The 23,181-nt window shown below is 65.8% G+C and carries 22 protein-coding genes; 12 read left to right on the top strand and 10 right to left on the bottom strand.

All coding sequences use genetic code 11. From position 1 onward, the window contains the following. Window positions 1-84: 84 nt before the first annotated feature. Together QMX96_RS21505 and QMX96_RS21500 are read right to left on the bottom strand one after the other, a co-directional pair. Window positions 85-840: a TOBE domain-containing protein gene (locus QMX96_RS21505; RefSeq protein ID WP_282362362.1), complete on the bottom strand. Its 756-nt coding sequence runs from the start codon at window positions 838-840 to the stop codon at window positions 85-87. Between the two features lie 59 nt (window positions 841-899). Further along, window positions 900-1,637 carry a ComF family protein gene (locus QMX96_RS21500; protein ID WP_058541819.1) on the bottom strand — a complete coding sequence of 246 codons (738 nt, stop codon included), beginning with the start codon at window positions 1,635-1,637 and terminating at the stop codon, window positions 900-902. A gap of 89 nt (window positions 1,638-1,726) precedes the next feature. Between QMX96_RS21500 and bioB the strand changes: the two genes are divergently transcribed. The 9 genes from bioB (at window position 1,727) to QMX96_RS21455 (ending at window position 12,061) form a co-directional block, all read left to right on the top strand. Next, window positions 1,727-2,785 (top strand): biotin synthase BioB, encoded by a 1,059-nt coding sequence (gene bioB / locus QMX96_RS21495; RefSeq protein ID WP_043863678.1) that lies wholly within the window; start codon window positions 1,727-1,729, stop codon window positions 2,783-2,785. Between the two features lie 7 nt (window positions 2,786-2,792). Then, window positions 2,793-3,965 carry an 8-amino-7-oxononanoate synthase gene (gene bioF / locus QMX96_RS21490; protein ID WP_043863679.1) on the top strand — a complete coding sequence of 391 codons (1,173 nt, stop codon included), beginning with the start codon at window positions 2,793-2,795 and terminating at the stop codon, window positions 3,963-3,965. Continuing rightward, a complete protein-coding gene (locus QMX96_RS21485; protein WP_043863680.1) occupies window positions 3,958-4,689 on the top strand; it encodes an alpha/beta fold hydrolase in 732 nt (243 codons plus the stop codon). Before bioF ends, QMX96_RS21485 begins: the two co-directional genes overlap by 8 nt. Then, a complete protein-coding gene (gene bioC / locus QMX96_RS21480; protein ID WP_274097229.1) occupies window positions 4,682-5,506 on the top strand; it encodes a malonyl-ACP O-methyltransferase BioC in 825 nt (274 codons plus the stop codon). The genes QMX96_RS21485 and bioC overlap by 8 nt, the downstream gene beginning before the upstream one ends. A gap of 1 nt (window position 5,507) precedes the next feature. Further along, window positions 5,508-6,188 (top strand): dethiobiotin synthase, encoded by a 681-nt coding sequence (bioD, locus tag QMX96_RS21475; protein ID WP_043863682.1) that lies wholly within the window; start codon window positions 5,508-5,510, stop codon window positions 6,186-6,188. 119 nt (window positions 6,189-6,307) lie between these two features. After that, the gene (locus QMX96_RS21470; RefSeq protein WP_043863683.1) at window positions 6,308-6,604 is read left to right on the top strand and encodes a hypothetical protein; all 297 of its coding nucleotides are present in this window, start codon (window positions 6,308-6,310) and stop codon (window positions 6,602-6,604) included. 268 nt (window positions 6,605-6,872) lie between these two features. Continuing rightward, a complete protein-coding gene (locus tag QMX96_RS21465) occupies window positions 6,873-8,678 on the top strand; it encodes a phenylacyl-CoA dehydrogenase (RefSeq protein ID WP_043863684.1) in 1,806 nt (601 codons plus the stop codon). Between the two features lie 198 nt (window positions 8,679-8,876). Beyond that, complete coding sequence (locus tag QMX96_RS21460; RefSeq protein ID WP_043863685.1) at window positions 8,877-10,160, top strand: GGDEF domain-containing protein; 1,284 nt, start codon at window positions 8,877-8,879, stop codon at window positions 10,158-10,160. Between the two features lie 122 nt (window positions 10,161-10,282). After that, the gene (locus QMX96_RS21455) at window positions 10,283-12,061 is read left to right on the top strand and encodes an acyl-CoA dehydrogenase C-terminal domain-containing protein (RefSeq protein WP_100634783.1); all 1,779 of its coding nucleotides are present in this window, start codon (window positions 10,283-10,285) and stop codon (window positions 12,059-12,061) included. A 229-nt stretch (window positions 12,062-12,290) separates the two neighbouring features. Here QMX96_RS21455 and QMX96_RS21450 read toward each other — a convergent pair whose 3' ends face one another. After that, complete coding sequence (locus QMX96_RS21450; RefSeq protein ID WP_043863687.1) at window positions 12,291-13,211, bottom strand: LysR substrate-binding domain-containing protein; 921 nt, start codon at window positions 13,209-13,211, stop codon at window positions 12,291-12,293. A 102-nt stretch (window positions 13,212-13,313) separates the two neighbouring features. Between QMX96_RS21450 and QMX96_RS21445 the strand changes: the two genes are divergently transcribed. The 3 genes from QMX96_RS21445 (at window position 13,314) to QMX96_RS21435 (ending at window position 15,602) form a co-directional block, all read left to right on the top strand. Then, on the top strand, window positions 13,314-14,012 hold the full coding sequence (locus QMX96_RS21445; RefSeq protein WP_043863688.1) for an MOSC domain-containing protein: 699 nt from the start codon (window positions 13,314-13,316) through the stop codon (window positions 14,010-14,012). Further along, complete coding sequence (locus QMX96_RS21440; protein WP_043863689.1) at window positions 14,009-15,280, top strand: aminotransferase class III-fold pyridoxal phosphate-dependent enzyme; 1,272 nt, start codon at window positions 14,009-14,011, stop codon at window positions 15,278-15,280. The genes QMX96_RS21445 and QMX96_RS21440 overlap by 4 nt, the downstream gene beginning before the upstream one ends. 163 nt (window positions 15,281-15,443) lie before the next feature. Beyond that, window positions 15,444-15,602 carry a YqaE/Pmp3 family membrane protein gene (locus QMX96_RS21435; RefSeq protein WP_011063854.1) on the top strand — a complete coding sequence of 53 codons (159 nt, stop codon included), beginning with the start codon at window positions 15,444-15,446 and terminating at the stop codon, window positions 15,600-15,602. Window positions 15,603-15,690: 88 nt separating this feature from the next. On the opposite strand, the gene QMX96_RS21430 is transcribed toward QMX96_RS21435, so the two are convergent. The 7 genes from QMX96_RS21430 to pqqF all read right to left on the bottom strand — a co-directional run bounded on the left by QMX96_RS21430 (window position 15,691) and on the right by pqqF (window position 23,158). Then, window positions 15,691-17,517, bottom strand: coding sequence for a S9 family peptidase (locus tag QMX96_RS21430; RefSeq protein ID WP_282362361.1), 1,827 nt, complete (start codon window positions 17,515-17,517; stop codon window positions 15,691-15,693). Continuing rightward, window positions 17,483-18,643 carry a pyrroloquinoline quinone biosynthesis protein PqqE gene (gene pqqE, locus QMX96_RS21425; RefSeq protein WP_282362360.1) on the bottom strand — a complete coding sequence of 387 codons (1,161 nt, stop codon included), beginning with the start codon at window positions 18,641-18,643 and terminating at the stop codon, window positions 17,483-17,485. The genes QMX96_RS21430 and pqqE overlap by 35 nt, the downstream gene beginning before the upstream one ends. Continuing rightward, window positions 18,615-18,890 carry a pyrroloquinoline quinone biosynthesis peptide chaperone PqqD gene (gene pqqD / locus QMX96_RS21420; RefSeq protein ID WP_043863692.1) on the bottom strand — a complete coding sequence of 92 codons (276 nt, stop codon included), beginning with the start codon at window positions 18,888-18,890 and terminating at the stop codon, window positions 18,615-18,617. The genes pqqE and pqqD overlap by 29 nt, the downstream gene beginning before the upstream one ends. Then, window positions 18,887-19,642, bottom strand: coding sequence for a pyrroloquinoline-quinone synthase PqqC (gene pqqC / locus QMX96_RS21415; protein ID WP_054915971.1), 756 nt, complete (start codon window positions 19,640-19,642; stop codon window positions 18,887-18,889). Before pqqC ends, pqqD begins: the two co-directional genes overlap by 4 nt. Window positions 19,643-19,650: 8 nt before the next feature. After that, window positions 19,651-20,562 (bottom strand): pyrroloquinoline quinone biosynthesis protein PqqB, encoded by a 912-nt coding sequence (gene pqqB / locus QMX96_RS21410; RefSeq protein WP_054915970.1) that lies wholly within the window; start codon window positions 20,560-20,562, stop codon window positions 19,651-19,653. A gap of 67 nt (window positions 20,563-20,629) precedes the next feature. Continuing rightward, window positions 20,630-20,701 (bottom strand): pyrroloquinoline quinone precursor peptide PqqA, encoded by a 72-nt coding sequence (gene pqqA, locus QMX96_RS21405; RefSeq protein WP_008365141.1) that lies wholly within the window; start codon window positions 20,699-20,701, stop codon window positions 20,630-20,632. Window positions 20,702-20,821: 120 nt separating this feature from the next. After that, entirely contained in the window at window positions 20,822-23,158 is a 2,337-nt protein-coding gene (pqqF, locus tag QMX96_RS21400) for a pyrroloquinoline quinone biosynthesis protein PqqF (protein WP_282362358.1), read from the bottom strand. Window positions 23,159-23,181: the final 23 nt, after the last annotated feature.

The following is a 23,181-nucleotide window of genomic DNA, read 5'->3' as shown; positions in this document are numbered from 1 at the left end:
GGTCAAGCCCGCTCCCACAAGGAAATCGCTGAACCTGTGGGAGCGGGCTTGACCCGCGATGGGCTGTGCTGCAGCCCCAATAATCTAGAGCGGCGTACCCAGCAGCACATACGCCGGCGAGAACCGCACTGCCACTTCACTGCCTACCGCCACCCGGTTGTCCAGCAGCCACTGCGGCTCGGCAAATGCGCACAGCGTCTGGCCGTTGCTCAGGCTCAGGCGCACCTCGGTAGTCCCTTGCGGGTCATCGATCAGTTCCTGTACCACGGCGCTCAACTGGTTGATCTGCGCCGGCCCGGGCATCGCCACCTCCAGCCAGCCTGCCTTGATCAGCGCCACCACCGGCGTGCCCGGTTCCAGCTCCAGGCGCAAGGTGCTGTCATGGGTGATCTGCGCCTCGATGCGCAGCCCCCCGGCCAGGGTCAGCTCCACGGTGTCGATGCGGCCCTGCGCGCGAATGGCGCTGACCCGCCCATGCAACTGATTGCGCGCACTGGTGCGCAGCATCAGGCGCCCGAGCAGGTCGAGATCGTCGGAGTCTTCGGCCGCTTCCAGCACCTGCGCCTGCAACAGTTGCAGCTTCTGGTACAGGCGCAACACCCGCTGCCCCTCCAGCGACAGTTTCGCCCCACCGCCCCCGCGCCCGCCCACGCTGCGTTCTACCAGCGGGCTGGCGGCCAGGTTGTTGAGCTCGTCGATGGCATCCCACGCGGCCTTGTAGCTGATGCCGGCGCTCTTGGCCGCCCGGGTGATCGACCCCTGCTCGGCGATGTGGGCAAGCAGGGCGATGCGTTGCGGGCGACGGACGATATGTTGGGTCAACAGGGCAGGCAGGGACATGGGCGGGCACGCAGTCGGGGCAGGGATGGCCCAGAAAGTGCCCGCCGCCCCGGCGCAAGTCAAGCGCCGCCGGGCTTGGGCGTGCGTGCCAGGCAGTATACGTCCACCCGCGTGGCACCCGCCGCCCGCAACAGGCTGGCCAATGCCTGCGCAGTGGCGCCGGTGGTGAGCACATCGTCGACGATCGCCACATGCTGCCCCCTGATCGCCGCCGAATCGGCCAGGGCAAAGGCGTGGCGCAGGTTGCGCTTGCGCGCCTTGGCCGTCAGCCCCTGCTGGGCCGCCGTTTCTTGCGGGCGTTGGAGCAGACGTGGCTCGCAGGCGATCTCCAACTGCCCGGCCAACCACTGGGCAAGCATCGCAGCCTGGTTGAAGCCGCGTTCGCGCAGGCGCCGGCGCGCCAGCGGTACCGGCAACAGCAGGCCGGGCCGCGGCAGGTCTTCGGCAAAGCGGTAGGCAAGCCAGTTGCCCAGCAGTTGCGCCAGCAATCGGCCCAGCGGCCATTGGCGCTGGTGCTTGAAGCGGGTGATCAGTGCATCCACGGGGAAGCCGTAGTGCCAGGGCGCCTCGACCCGGGTGAAGGCGGGTGGGCGGCGGCTGCACTGGCCGCAGGTCAGGCCCCGCATCGGCAAGGGCAGCGCGCAGGTTCGACAGCATTCTTCCAGCCAGGGCAGTTCGGCCTCGCAGGCCACGCAAATGGGGTGTGACTGCTGGGCAGGTTCATCGCACAGCAAACACGTTTGGTTGATATTTAGCCAGTTGTAAACCAGTTGTTTAAGGTGTGGTTGACAGTGCATGGCGCTTCCTTAACTATGCGAGCTATCCGTGATGCGCTGGCGGGCTTTCCTGTCCCGGCGCCAGTACAAGCCTAAACAAGGAAACACCCATGAGCGCCAGCACAACTGCAACGCTTCGTCACGACTGGTCCCTGGCCGAAGTCAAAGCACTGTTCCAGCTACCGTTCAACGACCTGCTGTTTCAGGCGCAGACCGTTCACCGCGCGCATTTCGACGCCAACCGCGTTCAGGTCTCGACCCTGCTGTCGATCAAGACCGGCGCCTGCCCGGAAGATTGCAAATATTGTCCGCAGTCCGGCCACTACAACACCGGCCTGGAAAAACAGAAGCTGATGGAGGTGCAGAAGGTGCTGGAGGAGGCCGCCCGGGCCAAGGCCATCGGCTCCACGCGATTCTGCATGGGCGCGGCGTGGAAGCACCCGTCGGCCAAGGACATGCCCTACGTGCTGCAGATGGTCAAAGGGGTCAAGGCGCTGGGCCTGGAAACCTGCATGACCCTGGGCAAGCTCGACCAGGAGCAGACCGTGGCCCTGGCCCAGGCCGGCCTGGACTACTACAACCACAACCTGGACACCTCGCCTGAGTTCTACGGCAGCATCATCACCACCCGCACCTACGGCGAGCGCCTGCAGACCCTGGCTTATGTGCGCGATGCCGGGATGAAGATCTGTTCGGGCGGGATCCTGGGCATGGGCGAATCGCTGGACGACCGCGCCGGGCTGCTGATCCAGCTGGCCAACCTCCCGGAGCACCCCGAATCGGTGCCGATCAACATGCTGGTGAAGGTGGCGGGCACGCCGCTCGAGAATGCCGAAGACGTCGACCCGTTCGACTTCATCCGCATGCTGGCAGTGGCGCGCATCCTCATGCCGCAGTCCCATGTGCGCCTGTCGGCCGGGCGCGAGGCGATGAACGAACAGATGCAGGCACTGGCCTTCTTCGCCGGGGCCAACTCGATCTTCTACGGCGAGAAGCTGCTGACCACCGCCAACCCGCAGGCCGACAAGGACATGCAACTGTTCGCGCGCCTGGGCATCCAGCCTGAAGCGCGCGAAGAGCACGCCGACGAGGTGCACCAGGCGGCCATCGAGCAGGCGCTGATCGAGCAGAAGAGCAGCGAGCTGTTCTACGACGCCGCCTCCGCCTGAGGTCGCCATGAGCTTTGATCTGAGTGCGCGCCTGGAACAACGGCGCGCTGCGGCGCTGTATCGCCAGCGCCCCCTGCTGCAGAGCCCGCAGGGGCCGCAGGTGATGGTGGACGGCACGCCGTTGCTGGCGTTTTGCAGCAACGACTACCTGGGCCTGGCCAACCACCCCGAGGTGATCGACGCCTGGCGTGCAGGCGCTGAGCGCTGGGGCGTGGGCGGCGGGGCGTCGCACCTGGTGATCGGCCACAGCTCGCCGCACCATGAACTGGAACTGGCCCTGGCCGAGTTTACCGGTCGCCCGCGCGCGCTGCTGTTCACCACCGGCTACCTGGCCAACCTGGGTGCGTTGACCGCGCTGGTGGGGCAGGGCGACAGCGTGCTGCAGGATCGCCTCAACCATGCTTCGCTGCTGGATGGCGGGTTGCTCAGTGGTGCGCGCTTCAGCCGCTACCTGCACAACGATGCCGACAGCCTCGGCAAGCGCCTGGACAAGGCCACCGGCAATGCGCTGGTGGTCACCGATGGCGTGTTCAGCATGGACGGTGACATCGCCGATCTGCCGGCACTGGCTGCCCAGGCGCAGGCCAGGGGCGCCTGGCTGATGGTCGACGATGCCCATGGCTTCGGCACCCTGGGCCGCCACGGCGGTGGCGTGGTGGAGCATTTCGGCCTGGACATGGGGCAGGTACCGGTGCTGGTCGGCACCCTGGGCAAGGCTTTCGGTACCGCCGGTGCATTCGTCGCCGGCAGTGAGGAACTGATCGAGTGCCTGATCCAGTTCGCCCGCCCGTACATCTATACCACCAGCCAGCCACCGGCCCTGGCCTGCGCCACGCTCAGGAGCCTGCAACTGCTGCGTGACGAGCACTGGCGCCGCGAGCACCTGGCTGCGCTGATCCGCCAGTTCCGTCAGGGCGCCGAGCAGATCGGCCTGCACCTGATGGACAGTTTCACGCCGATCCAGCCGATTCTGATCGGCGATGCCGCAAGGGCCATGCGGCTGTCGGCGATGTTGCGCGAACGCGGGCTGATGGTCACGGCGATCCGTCCACCGACGGTGCCGGCCGGCAGTGCCCGGCTGCGCGTGACCCTGACCGCCGCCCACAGCGCCGCGCAGGTACAGCTATTGTTGAATGCATTGGCCGAGTGCCATTCGCTGCTGGAGCCTGCTGATGCGTGATCGACTGATTCTGTTGCCGGGCTGGGGCCTGGGTACCGCTGCACTGGAGCCGCTGGCCGCGAGCTTGCGCGCCCTGGATGCCAAGCTGCACGTGGAGCTGGTGCCTCTGCCGGAGCTGGATGGCAGTGACGTGCCTGTATGGCTGGATCACCTGGACCGCACGTTGCCTACCGACACCTGGCTGGGAGGCTGGTCGCTGGGCGGCATGCTCGCCGCCGAGCTGGCGGCGCGACGCGGCGATCACTGCTGCGGGCTGGTGACGCTGGGCAGCAACGCCAGCTTCGTGGCCCGTGCGGACTGGCCCCATGGCATGCCGACCGACACCTTCAATACCTTTCTCGACGGTTGCCGTAGCCATACGCAAGTGACGCTCAAGCGCTTCAAGTCGCTGTGCAGCCAGGGCGCGCAGGCGCCGCGCAGCCTGGCGCGGTTGCTGGAGGTGGGGGTGCCGGCAACCGACCCGCTGTACCTGGCCACGGGCCTGGAGGTATTGCGGCAACTCGATACCCGGGCTGCGCTGAGCAACTTCGGCGGCCCGCAGTTGCACCTGTTCGCAGGCAGCGACGCGCTGGTGCCGGTCGAGGCGGCCAAGGCGCTGTTCGAACTGCTGCAGGACGTCGAGGTGGGCATTGTCGAGGACAGCGCCCACGCCTTCCTGCTGGAGCACGCCCAGGCGTTGGCGACCTTTATCAAGACCTTCCTGCACGAGAGTGGCGATGACTGATCTTTCCCTGCCCAGGCTGCCCGGCGCCTTGCCCGACAAGCGCCAGGTGGCGGCCTCGTTTTCCCGTGCTGCGGCCAGCTACGACAGTGTCGCCGCGTTGCAGCGGGCGGTGGGCGCTCATCTGCTGGCGCAGCTGCCCGCCGATTTGCAACCGCGTTGCTGGATCGATCTGGGCAGTGGCACCGGGCATTTCAGCCGGCACTTGCAGCAACGTTATCCACAAGGGCTGGGTGTGGCGGTGGATATCGCCGAAGGCATGCTGCTGCATGCCCGTGAGCTGGGGGGAGCGCATTACCATGTGGCGGGCGATGCCGAGCGTCTGCCGCTGCGTGATGGCAGCGCCGGGCTGATCTTCTCCAGCCTGGCGGTGCAGTGGTGCGCCGACCTGGCTGCGGTGCTGCGTGAAGCGCAGCGGGTTCTGCAGCCTGGGGGCGTGCTGGCGTTCGCCAGCCTGTGCGTGGGCACGCTGTTCGAGCTGCGTGAAAGCTGGCAGGCGGTGGACGGGCTGGTGCACGTCAATCGCTTCCGCCCTCTGGCGCACTACCAGCGTCTGTGTGCCGACAGCGGGCTGCAGGTGCTCGGGCTGGAGGCCCGGCCCCATGTACTGCATTACCCCGATGTGCGCAGCCTGACCCACGAGCTCAAGGCGCTGGGCGCACACAACCTCAACCCCGGTCGCCCCGCCGGCCTGACCGGCAGGGCACGCATGCAGGGCCTGCTGCAGGCCTACGAGCGCTTTCGCCAGCCGCAGGGACTGCCCGCCACCTATCAGGTAGTCTATGCGGTACTGCACAAGCCGCAGCACCAAGGGGATTGAGATGCATGCTGCCTATTTCATCGCCGGCACCGATACCGATGTGGGCAAGACCACCATTGCCGCCGGCCTGCTGCATGCGGCACGTCTGGCCGGCCTGAGTACCCTTGGGGCCAAGCCGGTAGCGTCGGGCTGCGAGGTGACCCCCAAGGGCCTGCGCAACGCCGATGCACTGGCCCTGATCGCGCAAAGCAGCCTCACGCTGCCCTATGCGCAGCTCAACCCTTTTGCCTTCGAGCCCGCCATCGCCCCGCACCTGGCGGCCCGCGAGGCGGGTGTTGCGCTGAGCGTGCAGGCGTTGCTGGCGCCGATGCGCACGGTGCTGGCGCACAACGCCGATTTCACCCTGATCGAAGGGGCGGGTGGCTGGCGGGTGCCGTTGTCCGATCAGGCCAATCTGTCGGACCTGGCGATTGCGCTCAAGCTGCCGGTGATCCTGGTGGTAGGCGTGCGCCTGGGTTGCATCAACCATGCGCTGCTCAGTGCCGAGGCGATTGCCCGCGATGGCCTGCAACTGGCCGGCTGGGTGGCGAACATCATCGAGCCGCGCACCTCGCGCCTGGAGGAGAACCTGGCTTCGCTTGCCGAACGCCTGCCGGCCCCTTGCTTGGGCCGGGTGCCAAAACTCAAGGTGGCCAGCGCCGAGGCGGTGGCCGCATACCTGCAGCTGGATTTGCTCGACTAGGCTGAGTCTATTGAAGGGCACTGTGCCATTAGTGTTTTTGACGGGCCTTTTGCCGGGTTGTCTGCTTCAATAGGGGCCATTGATGTCATCTGTGCCTTCCGTCACCTGGAGAGTTTGAAATGGAAATCTCGGGCAGTTCCGCATTCTATGCTGGCCTGGGCGCCATTCAGAGCGGCCAGAACCGCGTCGATCAGGCCGCCAGCCAGATCGCCAACACCACTGTCGAACGTGCTGCCACCAGCCAGTCCAGCGACTACCAGGCCGAACGCCTGCGCTCGGTCGACCGCAGCCAGCAGATGGACCTGGCCACCAGCACCGTCGAACTTGCCCTGGGCAAGCATCAGGTCGAGCTGGGTGTCAAAGTGGCCAAGGCCTCCGACGAAATGCTCGGCACGCTGATCGATACCTACGCCTGAGCCAGCAGGCCCTCGCACCTCCCCGGTTTTACCCCTACATCCTGACTCGACGCCCTGGCCCAATGCCGGGCGCCTTGTCGTGCCTGCGTTCTGGCGAGCGGGGCCGGAGCGTAGCCTGCCATGGCAGAAATGCCCTCATGGGGGTGCTTGACAAGGTTTCGGCGTAAACGTATGTTTCAAACAACTGTTTGACCGAAAGCCGCCTAGAGCTGGTCGGTGTATGTCGCGGTCTCCCTATTCAAGGATCCATCAGCAGAGGTTCATCGCTATGCCTGATTACAAAGCCCCCTTGCGTGATATTCGTTTCGTTCGCGATGAACTGCTGGGCTACGAAGCGCACTATCAGAGCCTGCCGGCTTGCCAGGACGCCACCCCCGACATGGTCGATGCGATCCTCGAGGAAGGCGCCAAGTTTTGTGAACAGGTACTGGCCCCGCTGAACCGTGTGGGCGACCTGGAAGGCTGCACCTGGAGCGAGTCGGGCGTTAAGACCCCCACCGGCTTCAAGGAAGCCTACAAGCAGTTCGTCGAAGGCGGCTGGCCGAGCCTGGCCCATGACGTCGATCACGGCGGCCAGGGTCTGCCCGAGTCGCTGGGCCTGGCGGTCAGCGAAATGGTCGGCGAGTCGAACTGGTCGTGGGGCATGTACCCGGGCCTGTCGCACGGCGCGATGAACACCATCTCCGAGCACGGCACCGCCGAGCAGCAGAACACCTACCTGACCAAGCTGGTATCCGGCGAATGGACCGGCACCATGTGCCTGACCGAACCGCACTGCGGTACCGACCTGGGCATGCTGCGCACCAAGGCCGAACCTCAGGCCGACGGTTCCTACAAGGTCACCGGCACCAAGATCTTTATCTCGGCCGGTGAACACGACATGGCCGACAACATCGTGCACATCGTGCTGGCGCGCCTGCCCGATGCACCGGCCGGCACCAAAGGCATCTCGCTGTTCATCGTGCCCAAGTTCCTGCCGACCGCCGAAGGCGGTGTGGGCGAGCGCAACGCCGTTTCCTGTGGCTCCATCGAACACAAGATGGGCATCCACGGCAACGCCACCTGCGTGATGAACTTCGACGCCGCCACCGGCTACCTGATCGGCCCGGCCAACAAGGGCCTGAACTGCATGTTCACCTTCATGAACACCGCTCGCCTGGGTACCGCGCTGCAAGGCCTGGCCCACGCCGAAGTGGCGTTCCAGGGTGGCCTGAAGTATGCCCGCGACCGCCTGCAGATGCGTTCGCTGACCGGCCCCAAGGCGCCGGACAAGGCGGCTGACCCGATCATCGTCCACCCGGACGTGCGTCGCATGCTGCTGACCATGAAAGCCTTCGCCGAAGGCAACCGCGCGATGGTGTACTTCACCGCCAAGCAGGTCGACATCGTCAAGTACAGCCAGGACGAAGAAGAGAAGAAGAAGGCCGACGCACTGCTGGCCTTCATGACCCCGATCGCCAAGGCGTTCATGACCGAAGTCGGCTTCGAGTCGGCCAACCACGGCGTGCAGATCTACGGCGGCCACGGCTTCATCGCCGAGTGGGGCATGGAGCAGAACGTTCGCGACAGCCGCATCTCGATGCTGTACGAAGGCACCACCGGCATCCAGGCGCTGGACCTGCTGGGCCGCAAGGTGCTGATGACCCAGGGCGAGGCGCTCAAGGGCTTCACCAAGATCGTGCACAAGTTCGTCCAGAACAACGAAGGCAACGAGGCCATCAGCGAGTTTGTCGCGCCATTGGCCAAGTTGAACAAGGAGTGGGGCGAACTGACCATGAAGGTCGGCATGGCCGCGATGAAGGACCGCGAAGAAGTCGGTGCCGCCTCGGTGGACTACCTGATGTACTCCGGTTACGCCTGCCTGGCCTACTTCTGGGCCGACATGGCGCGCCTGGCCGCCGAGAAACTGGCTGCCGGCACCAGCGAAGAGGCGTTCTACACCGCCAAGCTGCAGACCGCGCGCTTCTACTTCCAGCGCATCCTGCCGCGGACCCGCACGCATGTGGAAACCATGCTGTCGGGCGCGAGCAACCTGATGGACATGAACGAAGAGCACTTCGGCCTCTCGTACTGAGTCATCGCCTGAAGCAAGAAAGCCCGCCCTTACCGGCGGGTTTTTTTATGCGCTAGTCAGAACCTGAAACGAATACGTGCTAAGCCCTGCTCCTACCCTGCCGTTACAAGTGCTGCCGGCATATTCATCTATTCATGTGCGCTGCCGACACATTAAAGGCACAATGCCATTACTTGATCTGCCGGGTCGGAGATTCCCTTGTTTCGTTTATCCGCTGTACGACTGAGCCATTTTCTGCCGTCACTGTTCCTGCTGGTGTCGGGGCTCGCCGCTGCTTATGTCAGAGACCTCAACGTCTTCTTCACCTCGCTGTTCAACGTGCTGCCAACCCTGGTGCTGCTGCTGGGCGGGGCCTACTGCACGGTCTACCGCCGTCAGCGTGAACTGTTCCTGATGGTCACGGTGTATATCGCCTACTTCCTGCTCGACACCCAGACCGACTACTACCGCGACAATGGCGTGGTGCGCCAGGACGCCGCCGTGGTGTTCCACCTGGTGTGCCTGTTGCTGCCGATCCTGTTTGCGCTGTACGGCGCCTGGCAGGAACGCACGCACCTGTTCCAGGACATGGTGGCGCGCTTTGCCGTGCTACTGGCGGTCGGCAGCACGGCGCTGGGGCTGGAGCAGAGCTACCCGCAGGCGCTGCTCAACTGGCTCGCGGAAATCCGCTGGCCGGCGCTGCACGGTCAGTGGATGAGCCTGATCCAGCTGGCCTACCCGGTGTTCCTGCTCGCCTTCATCCTGCTGGTGGTGCAGTACCTGCGCGAACCGCGCCCGCTGCATGCGGCGCAGGTGATCGGTCTGATGGGAATCTTCTGGATGCTGCCGCAGACCTTCATCCTGCCCTTCACCCTGAACATCATGTGCAGCCAGGTGATGCTGATGATCGCCGCCGCGGTCTCCCACGAGGCCTACCAGATGGCGTTTCGTGACGAGCTCACCGGCCTGCCGGGGCGCCGCGCGCTCAACGAGCGCATGCAGCGTCTGGGGCGCAACTATGTGCTGGCGATGACCGACGTCGACCACTTCAAGAAATTCAACGATACCCACGGGCACGACGTGGGCGACCAGGTGCTGCGCCTGGTGGCCAGCAAACTGTCCAAGGTCACCGGCGGGGGCCGCGCCTACCGCTATGGCGGCGAGGAGTTCGCCCTGGTGTTCGCGGCCAAGACCATCGAGGAATGCCTGCCGCACCTGGAGGCGGTGCGCGAGGTGATCGCCAACTACAATATCCAGCTGCGCAACCAGGACAGCCGCCCCCAGGACGACCAGCAGGGGCGACAACGCCGTGGGGCGGCCGGGGCCAGCAGCGTGTCGGTGACCATCAGCATCGGTGCCGCCGAGCGCCTGCCCGAGCACCGCAGCCCCGATGAGGTGCTCAAGTCGGCCGACCAGGCGCTGTACAGTGCCAAGGGAGCGGGGCGTAACTGCACCATGACCTACGGCCACCAGAGCAAGCGTGGAGCGGTGCGCACGGCGTGACCAAAAGTGACTATATGGTCGCCAGATGACCCTATGTGTCACAAAAGTTGTTAGGTTACACTGGCTCGCAACTGTGTAGCGGCCCTGCGGGGCCGTCCCGACTCAAGGTGTGAGAGGTTGCCATGGCTGACTATAAAGCGCCCCTGCGCGATATGCGCTTCGTCCTCAACGAAGTCTTCGAAGTATCCCGGCTGTGGGCACAACTGCCCGGGCTGGCCGAGGCGGTCGACGAAGAAACCGCACTGGCGGTGCTCGAGGAAGCCGGCAAGGTCACCAGCCAGCGAATCGCTCCGCTGAGCCGCAGCGCCGACGAAGAGGGCTGCCATTGGGACAACGGCGCCGTGCGCACCCCGGCCGGCTTCATCGATGCCTACCGCACCTACGCCGATGGTGGCTGGGTGGGCGTGGGCGGCGACCCTGCCTATGGCGGCATGGGCATGCCTAAGGTGATCTCTGCCCAGGTCGAAGAAATGGTCAACTCCTCGAGCCTGGCCTTCGGCCTGTACCCGATGCTGACCGCCGGTGCCTGCCTGTCGATCAACGCCCATGCTAGCGAAGAGCTCAAGACGCGGTACCTGCCCAACATGTACGCCGGGGTCTGGGCCGGCTCCATGTGCCTGACCGAGCCCCACGCCGGAACCGACCTTGGCATCATCCGTACCCGCGCCGAGCCGCAGGCCGACGGCAGCTACAAGGTCACCGGCACCAAGATCTTCATCACCGGCGGCGAACACGACCTGACCGAGAACATCATTCACCTGGTGCTGGCCAAGCTGCCTGACGCCCCGGCCGGGCCCAAGGGCATCTCGCTGTTCCTGGTGCCCAAGTTCCTGGTCAACCCCGATGGCAGCCTGGGCGAGCGCAACCCGGCCACCTGTGGCTCCATCGAGCACAAGATGGGCATCCAGGCCTCGGCCACCTGCGTGATGAACTTCGACAGCGCCGTGGGCTACCTGGTCGGCGAGCCGAACAAGGGCCTGGCAGCGATGTTCACCATGATGAACTACGAGCGCCTGGGGGTCGGCATCCAGGGCCTGGCATCGGCCGAGCGTTCCTACCAGAACGCCATCGAATACGCCCGCGACCGCCTGCAGAGCCGTGCACCTACCGGGCCCCAGGCCAAGGACAAGACTGCCGACCCGATCATCGTGCACCCCGATGTGCGGCGCATGCTGCTGACCATGAAGGCACTGAACGAAGGCGGCCGGGCTTTCTCCACCTATGTTGCGATGCAGCTCGATACCGCCAAGTTCAGCGAGGACCGCGAGGCCCGCAAGCGCGCTGAAGACCTGGTGGCGCTGCTGACGCCGGTGTCCAAGGCGTTTCTCACCGACCTGGGCCTGGAAGTGACCGTGCATGGCCAGCAGGTGTTCGGCGGCCATGGCTACATTCGCGAGTGGGGCCAGGAGCAACTGGTGCGCGACGTGCGCATCACCCAGATCTACGAAGGCACCAATGGCATCCAGGCCCTGGACCTGATGGGCCGCAAGGTGGTGGGTAGCGGCGGGGCGTTCTACAAGCTGTTCGCCGACGAGATCCGCCATTTCATCGCCACCGCCGACACGGCGCTGGGCGAGTTCGTCAAACCGCTGGAGACGGCGCTGGACAGCCTCGACGAACTGACCGCCTGGGTGCTCGACCGCGCCAAGGCGAACCCCAACGAAATCGGCGCGGCGTCGGTAGAGTACCTGCACGCCTTCGGCTACACCGCCTATGCCTACATGTGGGCACTGATGGCCCGCACGGCCCTGGCCAAACAGGGTGAGGACGACTTCTACGCCAGCAAACTGGGCACCGCACGCTTCTACTTCGCCCGCCTGCTGCCGCGTATTCACTCGCTCAGCGCTTCGGTGAAGGCGGGCAGCGAGTCGTTGTACCTGCTCGACGCGGAACAGTTTTGATCTGACGGCGTCATGTAAGCATTTGCTTACATGACGTGGTGACGTTTGGCCTCTTCCGTAAGATTGGATCCACAGCTAATCTTCACCTCATGGACGTCGCGCAGGATGCGCACAGTACATAACAGGGACACGGAAGGATTTCCTGCCAGGACGGCGGGACGAAAAGGATGTCAGGGAAACAGTCTGCAAAACCCCGCTTCGGCGGGGTTTTCTTTTGCCCGGGTTTTTTCTAGCCGAGCACATCCAGAGGTGAACCGCCGATCTGGCGAGGGTCGATCTCTTCCTCCAGCAGATTGCGCAGCAGCTCCACCGACGCCTGCTGGCGCTGCGCATCGCGAAACACCAGGCCTACCTTCAGTGGCACCCGCGGCTCGCTCAGCGGCTTCCAGAGCAGCTCTGGATCGTCCGTGGCGTCGCGCGCACGCCCCGGCAACACGGTTGCCAGCGAGGTATGCGCCAGGCTGTCGAGAATCCCGCCCATGTTGTTCATCTCGGCCTGCACCTGCGGGCGGCGCCCGAGGTTGGCCAGTTGCGCCTGCCAGATCTGGCGTACCTGGAACTCTTCGCCCAGCATCAGCATGGGCAGTTCGGCGGCCTGCTTGAGCGAGACCTTCTTGAATTCGCGCAGCGGGTGCGTGTGCGGGATCACCAGTTGCAGCTCGTCTTCGTACAGCAGCAGGCCGTGAAGGCCCGGCTGGCGCGGCGGCAGGTAGCTGATGCCGATGTCCAGGGTGCCGTTGAGCAGGCGCCGTTCGATCTCCAGCCCCGACAGTTCGTAGATCTGCACCACCAGGTGTGGTTGCGCCTTGCGCAGGCGGTCGAGCAGTTGCGGCACCAGGCTCGGCCGTACCGTCTGCAGCACGCCGATGGCCAGGGTCCGCAAGGCCTGCCCGCGGAAGTTGCGCAACGCCTCGCGGGCGCGTTGCAGGCCGTCGAGCAGGGGCAGGGCGTGGTTGTACAGGGTGTGTGCGGCCAGGGTTGGCAGCAGCCGCTTGTTGCCCCGTTCGAACAGGCTCACATCGAGGCTGTGCTCGAGCTGGCGGATCTGCTGCGACAGCGCTGGCTGCGACAGTGAAAGGCGTTCGGCGGCCCGGCCCACATGGCCTTCTTCGTACACCGCGACGAAATAACGCAGTTGGCGAAAATCCATAAGCAATACTTATCAAAAAAGCTCGAAAAACGAAATGGCCGAAGGCCCGCGAGAAGCCTAGTCTATCCCGTATTCACAAGGTTTACAGGGCCAGAAGGCGCGATGAATACCGTGTATGTGGATGGCGTTTACATAGGCAAGGCAAAAAATGTCGGTTATGGGTTACTCACCGATATCGATAAGGAACAGGTTGCAAGAAGGCTGTGGTTATGGCCACAGGGGCTGGGCAGCGACGAACACGGCGACCCGCGCTTCCATACCGGCCCCGAGCGGGCCTTGCACCACTATCCGGCCGAGCACTACGCCTGGTGGCGGCGACGTTATCCACAGATCGACTGGTGCGCGCCGGGTTTTGGCGAAAACCTCTCGACCCGCGGCCTTACCGAAGAGCACGTCTGCCTGGGCGACATGTTCCGCTGGGGCGGGGCGCTGCTGCAGGTCAGCCAGCCGCGCTCGCCGTGCTACCGCCTGAGCCATCGCTGGGGCTTGCCGAACCTGCCGCAACAGGCGCAGGACGCGCTGCGCTGCGGCTGGTTCTACCGGGTGCTCAAGCCTGGCTTCGTCAGCGCCGATGAGCCGTTCGAACTGATACAACGCAGCTATCCGGGCCTGACCGTGGCCTGGGCACTGCATACTTTTTACCGTGAACCTCTGGAGCATGCGGGTTTGAAAAAGCTGGTGGATTGTCCGGCCCTCTCGTCACGCTGGCGCGACATCGCGATCAAGCGCCTGCGCAGCGGCCAGGTCGAGGACTGGACCGCGCGCCTGCTTGGCCTGCCGCTGGAAGGGCTGCGCGCATGAACCTGTTCAATCTGCGTCGCCAGGCGGCGCGCGCTGCCGAGCAGGCACCGGCGCCGGTGGCACTGGCCCAGGCCGAGCAGCTGTCGCGGGAATGCCTGATGCCGGCCACCGAGCGTGCGCCACAGGTGTTCGTGCGCGGCCAGGGTTCATGGCTGTGGGACAACGAAGGCCGCGCCTATCTGGATTTCACCCAGGGTTGCGCGGTGAACAGCCTCGGGCACAGCCCCAAGGCGCTGGTGCAGGCACTGAGCAGCCAGGCCCAGGCATTGATCAACCCCGGCGCCGGCTTTCATAACCGTGGCCTGTTGAGCCTGGTCAACCGCCTGTGCCAGAGCACCGGCAGCGATCAGGCTTACCTGCTCAACAGTGGTGCCGAAGCCTGCGAAGGTGCGATCAAGCTGGCGCGCAAGTGGGGCCAGCTGCATCGCAATGGCGCCTACCACATCATCACTGCGCGCCAGAGCTGCCACGGGCGCAGCCTGGGGGCGCTGTCGGCCTCCGACCCGTCGGCGTGCAACCGCTGCGAGCCGGGCCTGCCGGGTTTCAGCAAGGTGCCGTTCAACGATCTGGCCGCGCTGCATGCAGCAGTGGACTCGCGTACCGTGGCGATCATGCTCGAGCCGATCCAGGGCGAGGCCGGGGTGATCCCGGCCACCCAGCAGTACCTCAAGGGTGTCGAGCGCCTGTGCCGCGAACTGGGCATCCTGCTGATCCTGGATGAGGTGCAGACCGGCGTGGGCCGTTGCGGCGCGCTGCTGGCCGAGCAGACCTACGGCGTGCGCGCCGACATCATCACCCTGGGCAAGGGCCTGGGCGGCGGTGTGCCGCTGGCCGCCCTGCTGGCGCGGGGTACGGCCTGCTGCGCCGAGGCCGGCGAGCTGGAAGGCAGTCACCATGGCAATGCACTGATGAGTGCGGCGGGCCTGGCGATTCTCGATGCCGTGCTGGAGCCGGGCTTCATGGAGCAGGTGCAGGCGTCGGGGCGGCACCTGCGTGATGGCCTGAGCCACCTGGCGGGGCGTTATGGCCAGGGCGAGGTGCGCGGCCAGGGCTTGCTGTGGGGCCTGGAGCTGAGCGACGACTCGGCCGCGGCCCTGGTCAAGGCGGCGCTGCAGGAAGGGCTGCTGCTCAATGCGGCGCAGGCCAATGTGCTGCGCTTTTCGCCGGCGCTGACCGTCAGCCGGGGCAACATCGACGAAATGCTGCTGCGCCTGGCGCGTGCCTTTGCCCGTGTGCACACGGCGCAACTCAACCAGCGGCGTGCCTGACCCGGTAGCGCCGTACCGAATTCAACGAACCGTCTCGCGTTCCTGCGCATCGCCCCGGGCCTGATCCTTTTGGCCTGGGGCGTTTTTTTATGGGGGATGGCTATTTGAACCAGTGGGGGGTGCTTGCAGTCTGTAGTTAGGACTTTAGACAAGGAGCTGCCCGATGGACCTGATCCGAATTATCTTCGCCATTCTGTTGCCGCCGCTGGGCGTGTTCCTGCAGGTGGGTTTTGGTGGCGCCTTCTGGCTGAACATCCTGCTCACCTTGTGCGGTTACATTCCGGGGATCGTGCACGCGGTGTACATCATCGCCAAGCGCTAGACCGCGTCGCGGCCATCGCGGGTCCAGCCCGCTCCCACAAGGATCATCGAGACCTTTGTGGGAGCGGGCTTGACCCGCGATGGGGGCATCAAGACTGGCCCAGTACCTCCCGGTAGAACTTCCACTCTTCTTCCAGCGCATGCGCCAGGTTCGCTGCCGTCCGGAACCCGTGCCGCTCGGTCGGGTAGAAATGCCCTTCGGCACGCACCCCATTGGCCTTCAGCGCCGCCAGCATCGAACGGGTCTGCTCCGGTACCACCACCGCATCCAGTTCGCCCTGGAAGAAAATCACCGGCACCTTGATCTGCGCGGCATGCAGCAGTGGCGTGCGCGCCTGATAACGCTGCACATCCTGCTGCGGGTCGCCGATCAGCCAGTCCAGGTAATCGCCTTCGAACTTGTGCGTGGCGCGCGTCAGCGCCAGCGGGTCGCTGACCCCGTACAGGCTCGCCCCGCCACGGAACACATTCTGGAACGCCAGCGCACACAGCGTGGTGTAGCCCCCGGCGCTGCCCCCGCGGATGAACGCCTGCGTCGGGTCGATCAACCCTTGCCCTGCCAGGAAGTCGACCACCGCGCAGGCATCCTGCACGTCCACTTCGCCCCAGCGCAGGTGCAGGGCCTGGCGATAGGCGCGGCCATAGCCGCTGCTGCCACGGTAGTTGAGGTCGGCCACGGCAAAGCCGCGCTGGGTCCAGTACTGGATGCGCGGGTCGAGCACCGGGAAGCACGCCGAGGTCGGTCCGCCATGCACGAACACCACCAGCGGCGGCGCCTCGACACCATTCATGGCCGGGTAGAAGAAGGCGTGCGCCTGGGCATCGCCGCTGGGGTAGGTGATGCTGCGCGGCTGGCTGACCTGTTCGCTGGGCAAGGGCATCGCACCGCCGGCCAGCACCTGAACGGCATGGCTGTGGCGGTCGATGGCGATGACGGCGGGCGTGCTGATGGCAGAGGCGGCGATGGCATACAGGTACCGGTCGTCGATCTCCAGGCAGCGAAAGCGGGTGTAGACGTCACTGAAGTCTTCCAGGGTGCCATCGGCATGATGCACGCCCAGGCGGCTGAAGCCGCCCTCGAACCAGCTCGCCAGATACCCGCCGCCGTCCAGGGGCAGCCAGGTGCTGGCGCCCAGTTGCCACGGTGCGCCGGCATGGTCGGCGCGCTCGGCCGGCAGTGCTGCCCAGCCCTGCGGGGTTTCGCCCCAGGGTTGCCAGTAGCCGTCACGATCCGACAGGCAGTACAGGCGACCGTCGGCATCGAAGCGCGGCTGCTGCAGCGATTCCGGTTGCGCCTCGCTGCCGGCGATGCAGCGCGGCGCTTCCCAGGTGTGTGCATCGCGGCGTTCGGCGCACAGCAGGCGGGTGGCAGTCCAGGGTTGGTGCGGGCGGCTCCATTCGATCCAGGCCAGGCGCTGGCCGTCGGCGCTGAGGGTGGGAGCGGCATAGAAGTCGGCGCCTTCGGCCAGTACCGTGCGGGTGCCGGCGGCGATCGATACCAGCCGGTGCACATCGGCGTCTTCTTCAACCGCCAGCACCTGGCCGGCGCCCCAGCGCAGGTCACCGTAGCGGCACTGGCCGTGGGTCAGCGGCTGCGGCTGCCCGCCGCCGAGCCCCTGGCTGTAGAGCTGCTGGTCGGCTTCGTTGACGAACACCAGCCCGTCGTCGCTCAGGCAGAAACCGCCGCCGCCATACTCGTAGACGCGGCTGCGCACGCTGAAGCCGTCGGGGGTCAGGCAGCGGGCCTGGCCGTCACGCCACTGCCAGATGCGGCAACCGCCGTCCTGGGGGCGAAACTCGTTCCAGAACAGCCCCAGCGGGCTGCGCTTGAGTTCGGCGTAGTCGGTGCCGGCGGCAACCGCCTGTTGTGCGCTGAAGCGCTCAGCCGCGGGCGATGAGACGGGAGTTTCGATCATTGCGGAAGGTCATCTGGTCGATGGTCTGGGTGGCGGTTTCGGCCTCCTCCCGAGCAGCGAGGATGATCCCGTGGTCCGCCGATTTGGCGCAAACCGGGTCGGCATTGCTGGCGTCGCCGGTCAGCATGAAGGCCTGGCAGCGGCAGCCGCCGAAGTCCTTTTCTTTCTCGTCGCAGGAGAGGCACGGCTCGGGCATCCAGTCGTAACCGCGAAAACGATTGAAGCCGAACGAGTCATACCATATGTGCTGCATGCTGTGTTCGCGCACGTTGGGGAATTGTACCGGCAACTGGCGTGCGCCATGGCACGGCAGTGCGGTGCCGTCCGGGGTGACGGTGAGGAAGATGCTGCCCCAGCCGTTCATGCAGCCCTTGGGCCGCTCTTCATAGTAGTCGGGGGTGACGAAGATCAGCTTGCACGGGTTGCCCGCAGCCTGCAGTTTCTCGCGGTATTCGTTGGTGATGCGTTCGGCGCGCTCCAGCTGCGCGCGGGTGGGCAGCAGGCCGGCGCGGTTGAGCTTGGCCCAGCCGTAGAACTGGCACGTGGCGAGCTCGACGAAGTCGGCTTCCAGGGCGATGCACAGCTCGATGATGCGGTCGATCTTGTCGATGTTGTGCCGGTGGGTGACGAAGTTCAGCACCATCGGGTAGCCGTGGGCCTTGACCGCGCGGGCCATCTCCAGCTTCTGCGCGAAGGCTTTCTTCGAGCCGGCCAGCAGGTTGTTGACCTGTTCGTCGCTGGCCTGGAAGCTGATCTGGATGTGGTCCAGCCCGGCGCGCTTGAAGTCGGCGATCTTCTGTTCGGTCAGGCCGATGCCGGAGGTGATCAGGTTGGTGTAGTAGCCCAGGCGGCGCCCCTCGCCGATCAGCTCGGCCAGGTCCTGGCGCACCAGTGGCTCGCCGCCGGAAAAGCCCAGCTGCGCGGCGCCCATTTCACGCGCCTCGGCCATCACCTTGAACCACTGCTCGGTGCTCAACTCCTTGCCCTGCTCGGCGAAGTCCAGCGGGTTGGAGCAGTACGGGCATTGCAGCGGGCAGCGGTAGGTCAGCTCGGCCAGCAGCCACAGCGGCAGGCCGACTGCGGGCTTGGCCGGTACCTCACTCAAGGACGATCCAGTGTTGCTCACGGGCGACCTCCATGAATTGCTCGATGTCGTCACCGAGTTCGGGTACACCGGGGAATTGAACGTCCAGCTCGGCAATGATCGCGGCCACATCGCGCTTGCCGTCGATCAGCCCGCCGATCAGCGCGGCGCTTTCGTTGAGCTTGATCATGCCTTCGGGGTAGAGCAGCACATGGCCCTTCTGCGCCGGTTCGTACTGGAAGCGGTAGCCGGGGCGCCAGTGCGGCGTCTTCGAACGGTCGAAACTCATAAGGTGATCCCCTTGTGCCACACCCGCTCGCTGGTGACGCTGTGGTAGGGCGGGCGGTTCAGTTCATAGGCCATGCTCATGGCGTCGAGCATGCTCCACAGAATATCGAGCTTGAACTGAAGAATCTCCAGCATGCGCTGTTGACCCTGCACCGTGGTGTAGTGCTGCAGGGTGATGCTCAGGCCATGCTCCACATCGCGCCGGGCCTGGCCCAGGCGGGTGCGGAAGTATTCGTAGCCGGCCGGGTCGATCCAGGGATAGTGCTGTGGCCAGCTGTCCAGGCGTGACTGGTGGATCTGCGGGGCGAACAGTTCGGTCAGCGAGCTGCTGGCCGCTTCCTGCCAGCTGGCACGGCGGGCGAAGTTGACGTAGGCGTCGACCGCGAAGCGCACGCCGGGCAGCACCAGCTCCTGCGAGCGTAGCTGGTCGGGGTCCAGGCCCACGGCCTGGCCCAGGCGCAGCCAGGCTTCGATGCCGCCGTCTTCACCGGGGGCACCGTCGTGGTCGAGCAGGCGCTGGATCCACTCACGGCGGATCTCGCGGTCCGGGCAGTTGGCCAGGATCGCCGCATCCTTCATCGGGATGTTGACCTGGTAGTAGAAGCGGTTGGCGACCCAGCCCTGGATCTGCTCGCGGCTGGCGCGGCCTTCATACATGGCCACGTGGTAGGGGTGATGGATGTGGTAGTAGGCGCCCTTGGCGCGCAAGGCCTGCTCGAACGCGGCGGGGGAAAGCGGTACGGCTTCGCTCATGGGGGCTCCTACAGCTCGATGCTCATGCCGTCGAAGGCCACTTCGACGTTGCGGCGGGCCAGTTCGGCGCGCTCGGCGGAGTCTTCATCGAGAATCGGGTTGGTGTTGTTGATGTGGATAAGTACCTTGCGCTGGTCGGGGAAGCCTTCGAGTACCTCGAGCATGCCGCCGGGGCCATTCTGTGCCAGGTGACCCATCTCGCGGCCCGTGCGGGTACCGACACCGCGGCGCTGCATCTCATCATCCTCCCACAGCGTGCCGTCGACCAGCAGGCAATCGGCGTCGTGCATCAGTTGCAGCAGCTTGTCGTCGAACTGGCCAAGGCCCGGGGCGTAGAACAGCTTGCCGCCGGTGCGCAGGTCTTCGACCATCAGCCCCAGGTTGTCGCCCGGGTGCGGGTCGAAGCGGTGCGGGGAGTAGGGCGGCGCGGCGCTGCGCAGCGGGAACGGGGTAAAGCGCAGGTTCGGGCACGCCTCGATCACGAAGCTGCCTTCGAGCTCGATGCGGTTCCACTGCAGGCCACCGTTCCAGTGGCTGAGCATGGTGAACAGAGGGAAGCCGGTGCTCAGGTCCTGGTGGACCATGTCGGTGCACCACACCTGGTGCGGGCAACCTTCGCGCAGGCTGAGCAGGCCGGTGGTGTGGTCGATCTGGCTGTCGAGCAGGATGATCGCGTTGATCCCGGTGTCGCGCAGGGCGCGGGCCGGCTGCATGGGGGCGAAGCCTTGCAGCTGCGCGCGGATGTCCGGCGAGGCGTTGCACAGCACCCAGTGCACCCCGTCGTCGGACAGCGCGATCGAGGACTGGGTGCGTGCGCTGGCGCGCAAGGTGCCGTCGCGAAAGCCCTTGCAGTTGTCGCAGTTGCAGTTCCACTGCGGGAAACCGCCGCCGGCGGCGGAACCTAGAATCTGGATGTACATGGCCACTCCTGCTGCGTCCAAAAATGAAAACGCCCCGGCTGACCGAGGCGTTGTACCGCAAGCAGACTCAGCGACTTGCGAAATACATGGTCACTTCAAAGCCAATACGCAGGTCAGTGTAAGCAGGTTTGGTCCACATGGGAGTACTCCTTCCGGATAGGTCTGGGGGCGGGTGGCTACATATTTAGGCCCCCCTTTGAAACAAGGGGTTACAACGGCCCGGGTAGCGCCATCTTACTAAAATTAATGGACAGTTTGGTTAAACCTGCGAGAAAGGCTGTTGCGTTGCCGGTAACAATCCGCCCTGTGCGGCGCTGGCCAGGTACAGGGCGTTGTCGAACAGGTGCCGGGCGGCGTGTTCGAGCTGCTGTGCGGTGACGGCCAGCAGCTGCTGTCGCAGCGTGTCCAGGCTGGGGGTGTCGCTGCCGGCCAGCCGGGCCTGCCAGGCCCATTCGGCGACGTCGGCATTGCCCATGTCCGGTTCGTGGAACTGCGCCGCCAGGGCCTGACGCGCCTCGGCATCATCAGCGAGGTCATGGGTGAAGCCTGCGACCACGCAGCGCATGTGCTCGAGAATCTGTGCCGGGTCGGCCTTGGGCGACTGCACGCCCAGCAGCAGGCCGGTATGGCCCTGCACCTGGCGCAATGCGCTGAACACTGCATAGCCCAGTTGCAGCTCCACCCGCAGGCGCTGGTAGAAGGGCCCTTGCAGTCGATGCGCCAGCAGCCGGTACACCGCCTCGCTGCCCGGCGGGGCGGGGCAGAACACCAGCAGTGCGTGCTCGCCTTCGGGCAGCGGCACATGCTGCCAGGGCCCTGTGGCATCGCCGGTGATCGGCTCGGCCATGCCCGGCTGTCCCGGTACCTGGGCCAGCAGCGCATTCAGCGCCGGCTGCACCGCTTCGGTGAAGCCGCAGGTCATGCCCTGCCAGCGGGCATGCTGCCAGAGCGCGTCCAGTTCGGGCTGGGCGATCAGGCAGGTCGGCAATGGCCCCGGGTCACGCCCGACGATATAGCCCGGCAACTGCTTTAGCAGCAGGCGGATCGGGATCAGCGCCGGCTCGGTGCCTGAGCCTGCGCTCCAGTCCTGGGCGGCAGGCAGGCGCAGCAGCGCCAATGCCTGCTCGACGACTGCGACCACGGCGGGCGGTGACCCGGCGCAGCGCAGTTGCCAGAGGTGCTCGCACTCGCTCCATTGCAGCTCCACCGAGGCGCGGGTGGCGCGCTCGACCAGTGGGCGCAGGGCACCTTCGAGTACGCGCCACAGCCGCGCGCGCAACGCCGAGCGCACCTGCCAGCGCAGGTAGATCACGCCGTACTGCCGCACGGCCGGCAGCGCCGGGCTGTGGATAACCCCGGCGGGCGTCGGCGTGGCGGGTGCATCGCTGAACCCGACGGCCAGCAAGGGCTCGGCAGGTGGCAGTCGCCAGGGCTGGCGGGCTTGCTCGGTGAAGGGTTCGAGCAGGCCTTGCAGTGCCGCCAGGCCCTGGGCGTCGAGTGCACTGAATGGCTGGCCGCTGCTGTCGCGGCGCGCCAGTTCCAGGGCGCCGGCGGCCAGCGCGCGTGACTGCTGGATACGTGCATATTCGCTGTTCAGCGCCGTCAGGTCGGCATCGCGCAAGAAGCTCAGCCAGTCCCGGAACAGGTCTTCGACCTGGTCGGCAGGTGCCGCGTCATTGAGCTTGAAGCGCGCGTGCAGCAGTGCCTGTGCGGCGAACTGATGCAATGCCGAAAAACTGAAATCCTCCAGCCAGCGCCGTTCGCGCAAAGCGGCCAGCAGCCCGCCCGGGCGGGTGTCCGAAAGCCAGGTGTCGAGAAAGGCGATCGCCTGGGCAGCGCCGGCGGGCAGCTGTTCATAGCCGAGCAGCACATCCCGTTGCCCGGGCAGCTGTTCAACCCGCGCAGCGAGAAGCTGCAGCGCCGGTGCCGGGCCTTGTTCGATGGCCTGCCCGGGTGCGAAGACGGCGCCGTACTGCATGGCCAGGGCTTCAAGGGTGGCCAGCGGCTGTGGGCCGACCAGGCTCAAGGTCATCTGCCCGGCCTGGTAGTAGCGTTGGTGAAAGGCTTGCAGGGCGCTCTGGAAGGCCGCGTCGGGTACCGGCAGGCTGTAGCGGTTGCCAGCGTGAAAACCGCTCAGCGGATGCTGCGCCGATACGCTCTGCAGCAGTGCATGCTGACGCTGCGCTTCGGGGTTGCGCGCCCAGGCAATGAACTCGGCATGGATCACTTCGCGCTCGCGCAGCTGTTGCGCACGGTCGGCCTGGGGGTTGGCGAGCATTTCGCACAAGCGCTCGATGCCCCCCTCGAAGGCGGCAGCCGGCACTTCGAAGAAGAAGTCGGTGGTGCGCTCCCGCGTGCTGGCATTGACCTGGCCGCCCTGGCGCTGCACGTAGCGCATCAGGGCGTCGTCGATGGCAAAGCGCGGGTTGCCGAGAAAGAACAGGTGTTCGAGAAAGTGCGCCAGCCCCGGCCAGGCGTTGGGAGCATCGTGGCTGCCGGCGCGTACCCGCACTGCCGCTGCACAGCGCTTGAGCCGCGGTGCATGGCGCAGGGTGACGTGCAGGCCGTTGGGCAGGGTGAGGTGGGCGCAGGACATGACGGCTCCGGTAACGTGCGAAC

This window comes from Pseudomonas sp. PS01300, from assembly GCF_029960155.1.
Classification (GTDB): Bacteria; Pseudomonadota; Gammaproteobacteria; order Pseudomonadales; family Pseudomonadaceae; genus Aquipseudomonas; species Aquipseudomonas palmensis.
The sequence above is the reverse complement of the archived record's forward strand: the minus strand, read 5'-3'. Positions and strand labels throughout refer to the sequence as shown.

Coding starts and splice junctions, on each gene's coding strand:
- QMX96_RS21505 (WP_282362362.1), bottom strand. CDS start 840: ATGTCCCTGCCTGCCCTGTTGACCCAACATATCGTCCGTCGCCCGCAA.
- QMX96_RS21500 (WP_058541819.1), bottom strand. CDS start 1,637: ATGCACTGTCAACCACACCTTAAACAACTGGTTTACAACTGGCTAAAT.
- bioB (WP_043863678.1), top strand. CDS start 1,727: ATGAGCGCCAGCACAACTGCAACGCTTCGTCACGACTGGTCCCTGGCC.
- bioF (WP_043863679.1), top strand. CDS start 2,793: ATGAGCTTTGATCTGAGTGCGCGCCTGGAACAACGGCGCGCTGCGGCG.
- QMX96_RS21485 (WP_043863680.1), top strand. CDS start 3,958: ATGCGTGATCGACTGATTCTGTTGCCGGGCTGGGGCCTGGGTACCGCT.
- bioC (WP_274097229.1), top strand. CDS start 4,682: ATGACTGATCTTTCCCTGCCCAGGCTGCCCGGCGCCTTGCCCGACAAG.
- bioD (WP_043863682.1), top strand. CDS start 5,508: ATGCATGCTGCCTATTTCATCGCCGGCACCGATACCGATGTGGGCAAG.
- QMX96_RS21470 (WP_043863683.1), top strand. CDS start 6,308: ATGGAAATCTCGGGCAGTTCCGCATTCTATGCTGGCCTGGGCGCCATT.
- QMX96_RS21465 (WP_043863684.1), top strand. CDS start 6,873: ATGCCTGATTACAAAGCCCCCTTGCGTGATATTCGTTTCGTTCGCGAT.
- QMX96_RS21455 (WP_100634783.1), top strand. CDS start 10,283: ATGGCTGACTATAAAGCGCCCCTGCGCGATATGCGCTTCGTCCTCAAC.
- QMX96_RS21450 (WP_043863687.1), bottom strand. CDS start 13,211: ATGGATTTTCGCCAACTGCGTTATTTCGTCGCGGTGTACGAAGAAGGC.
- QMX96_RS21445 (WP_043863688.1), top strand. CDS start 13,314: ATGAATACCGTGTATGTGGATGGCGTTTACATAGGCAAGGCAAAAAAT.
- QMX96_RS21440 (WP_043863689.1), top strand. CDS start 14,009: ATGAACCTGTTCAATCTGCGTCGCCAGGCGGCGCGCGCTGCCGAGCAG.
- QMX96_RS21435 (WP_011063854.1), top strand. CDS start 15,444: ATGGACCTGATCCGAATTATCTTCGCCATTCTGTTGCCGCCGCTGGGC.
- QMX96_RS21430 (WP_282362361.1), bottom strand. CDS start 17,517: ATGATCGAAACTCCCGTCTCATCGCCCGCGGCTGAGCGCTTCAGCGCA.
- pqqD (WP_043863692.1), bottom strand. CDS start 18,890: ATGAGTTTCGACCGTTCGAAGACGCCGCACTGGCGCCCCGGCTACCGC.
- pqqC (WP_054915971.1), bottom strand. CDS start 19,642: ATGAGCGAAGCCGTACCGCTTTCCCCCGCCGCGTTCGAGCAGGCCTTG.
- pqqB (WP_054915970.1), bottom strand. CDS start 20,562: ATGTACATCCAGATTCTAGGTTCCGCCGCCGGCGGCGGTTTCCCGCAG.
- pqqF (WP_282362358.1), bottom strand. CDS start 23,158: ATGTCCTGCGCCCACCTCACCCTGCCCAACGGCCTGCACGTCACCCTG.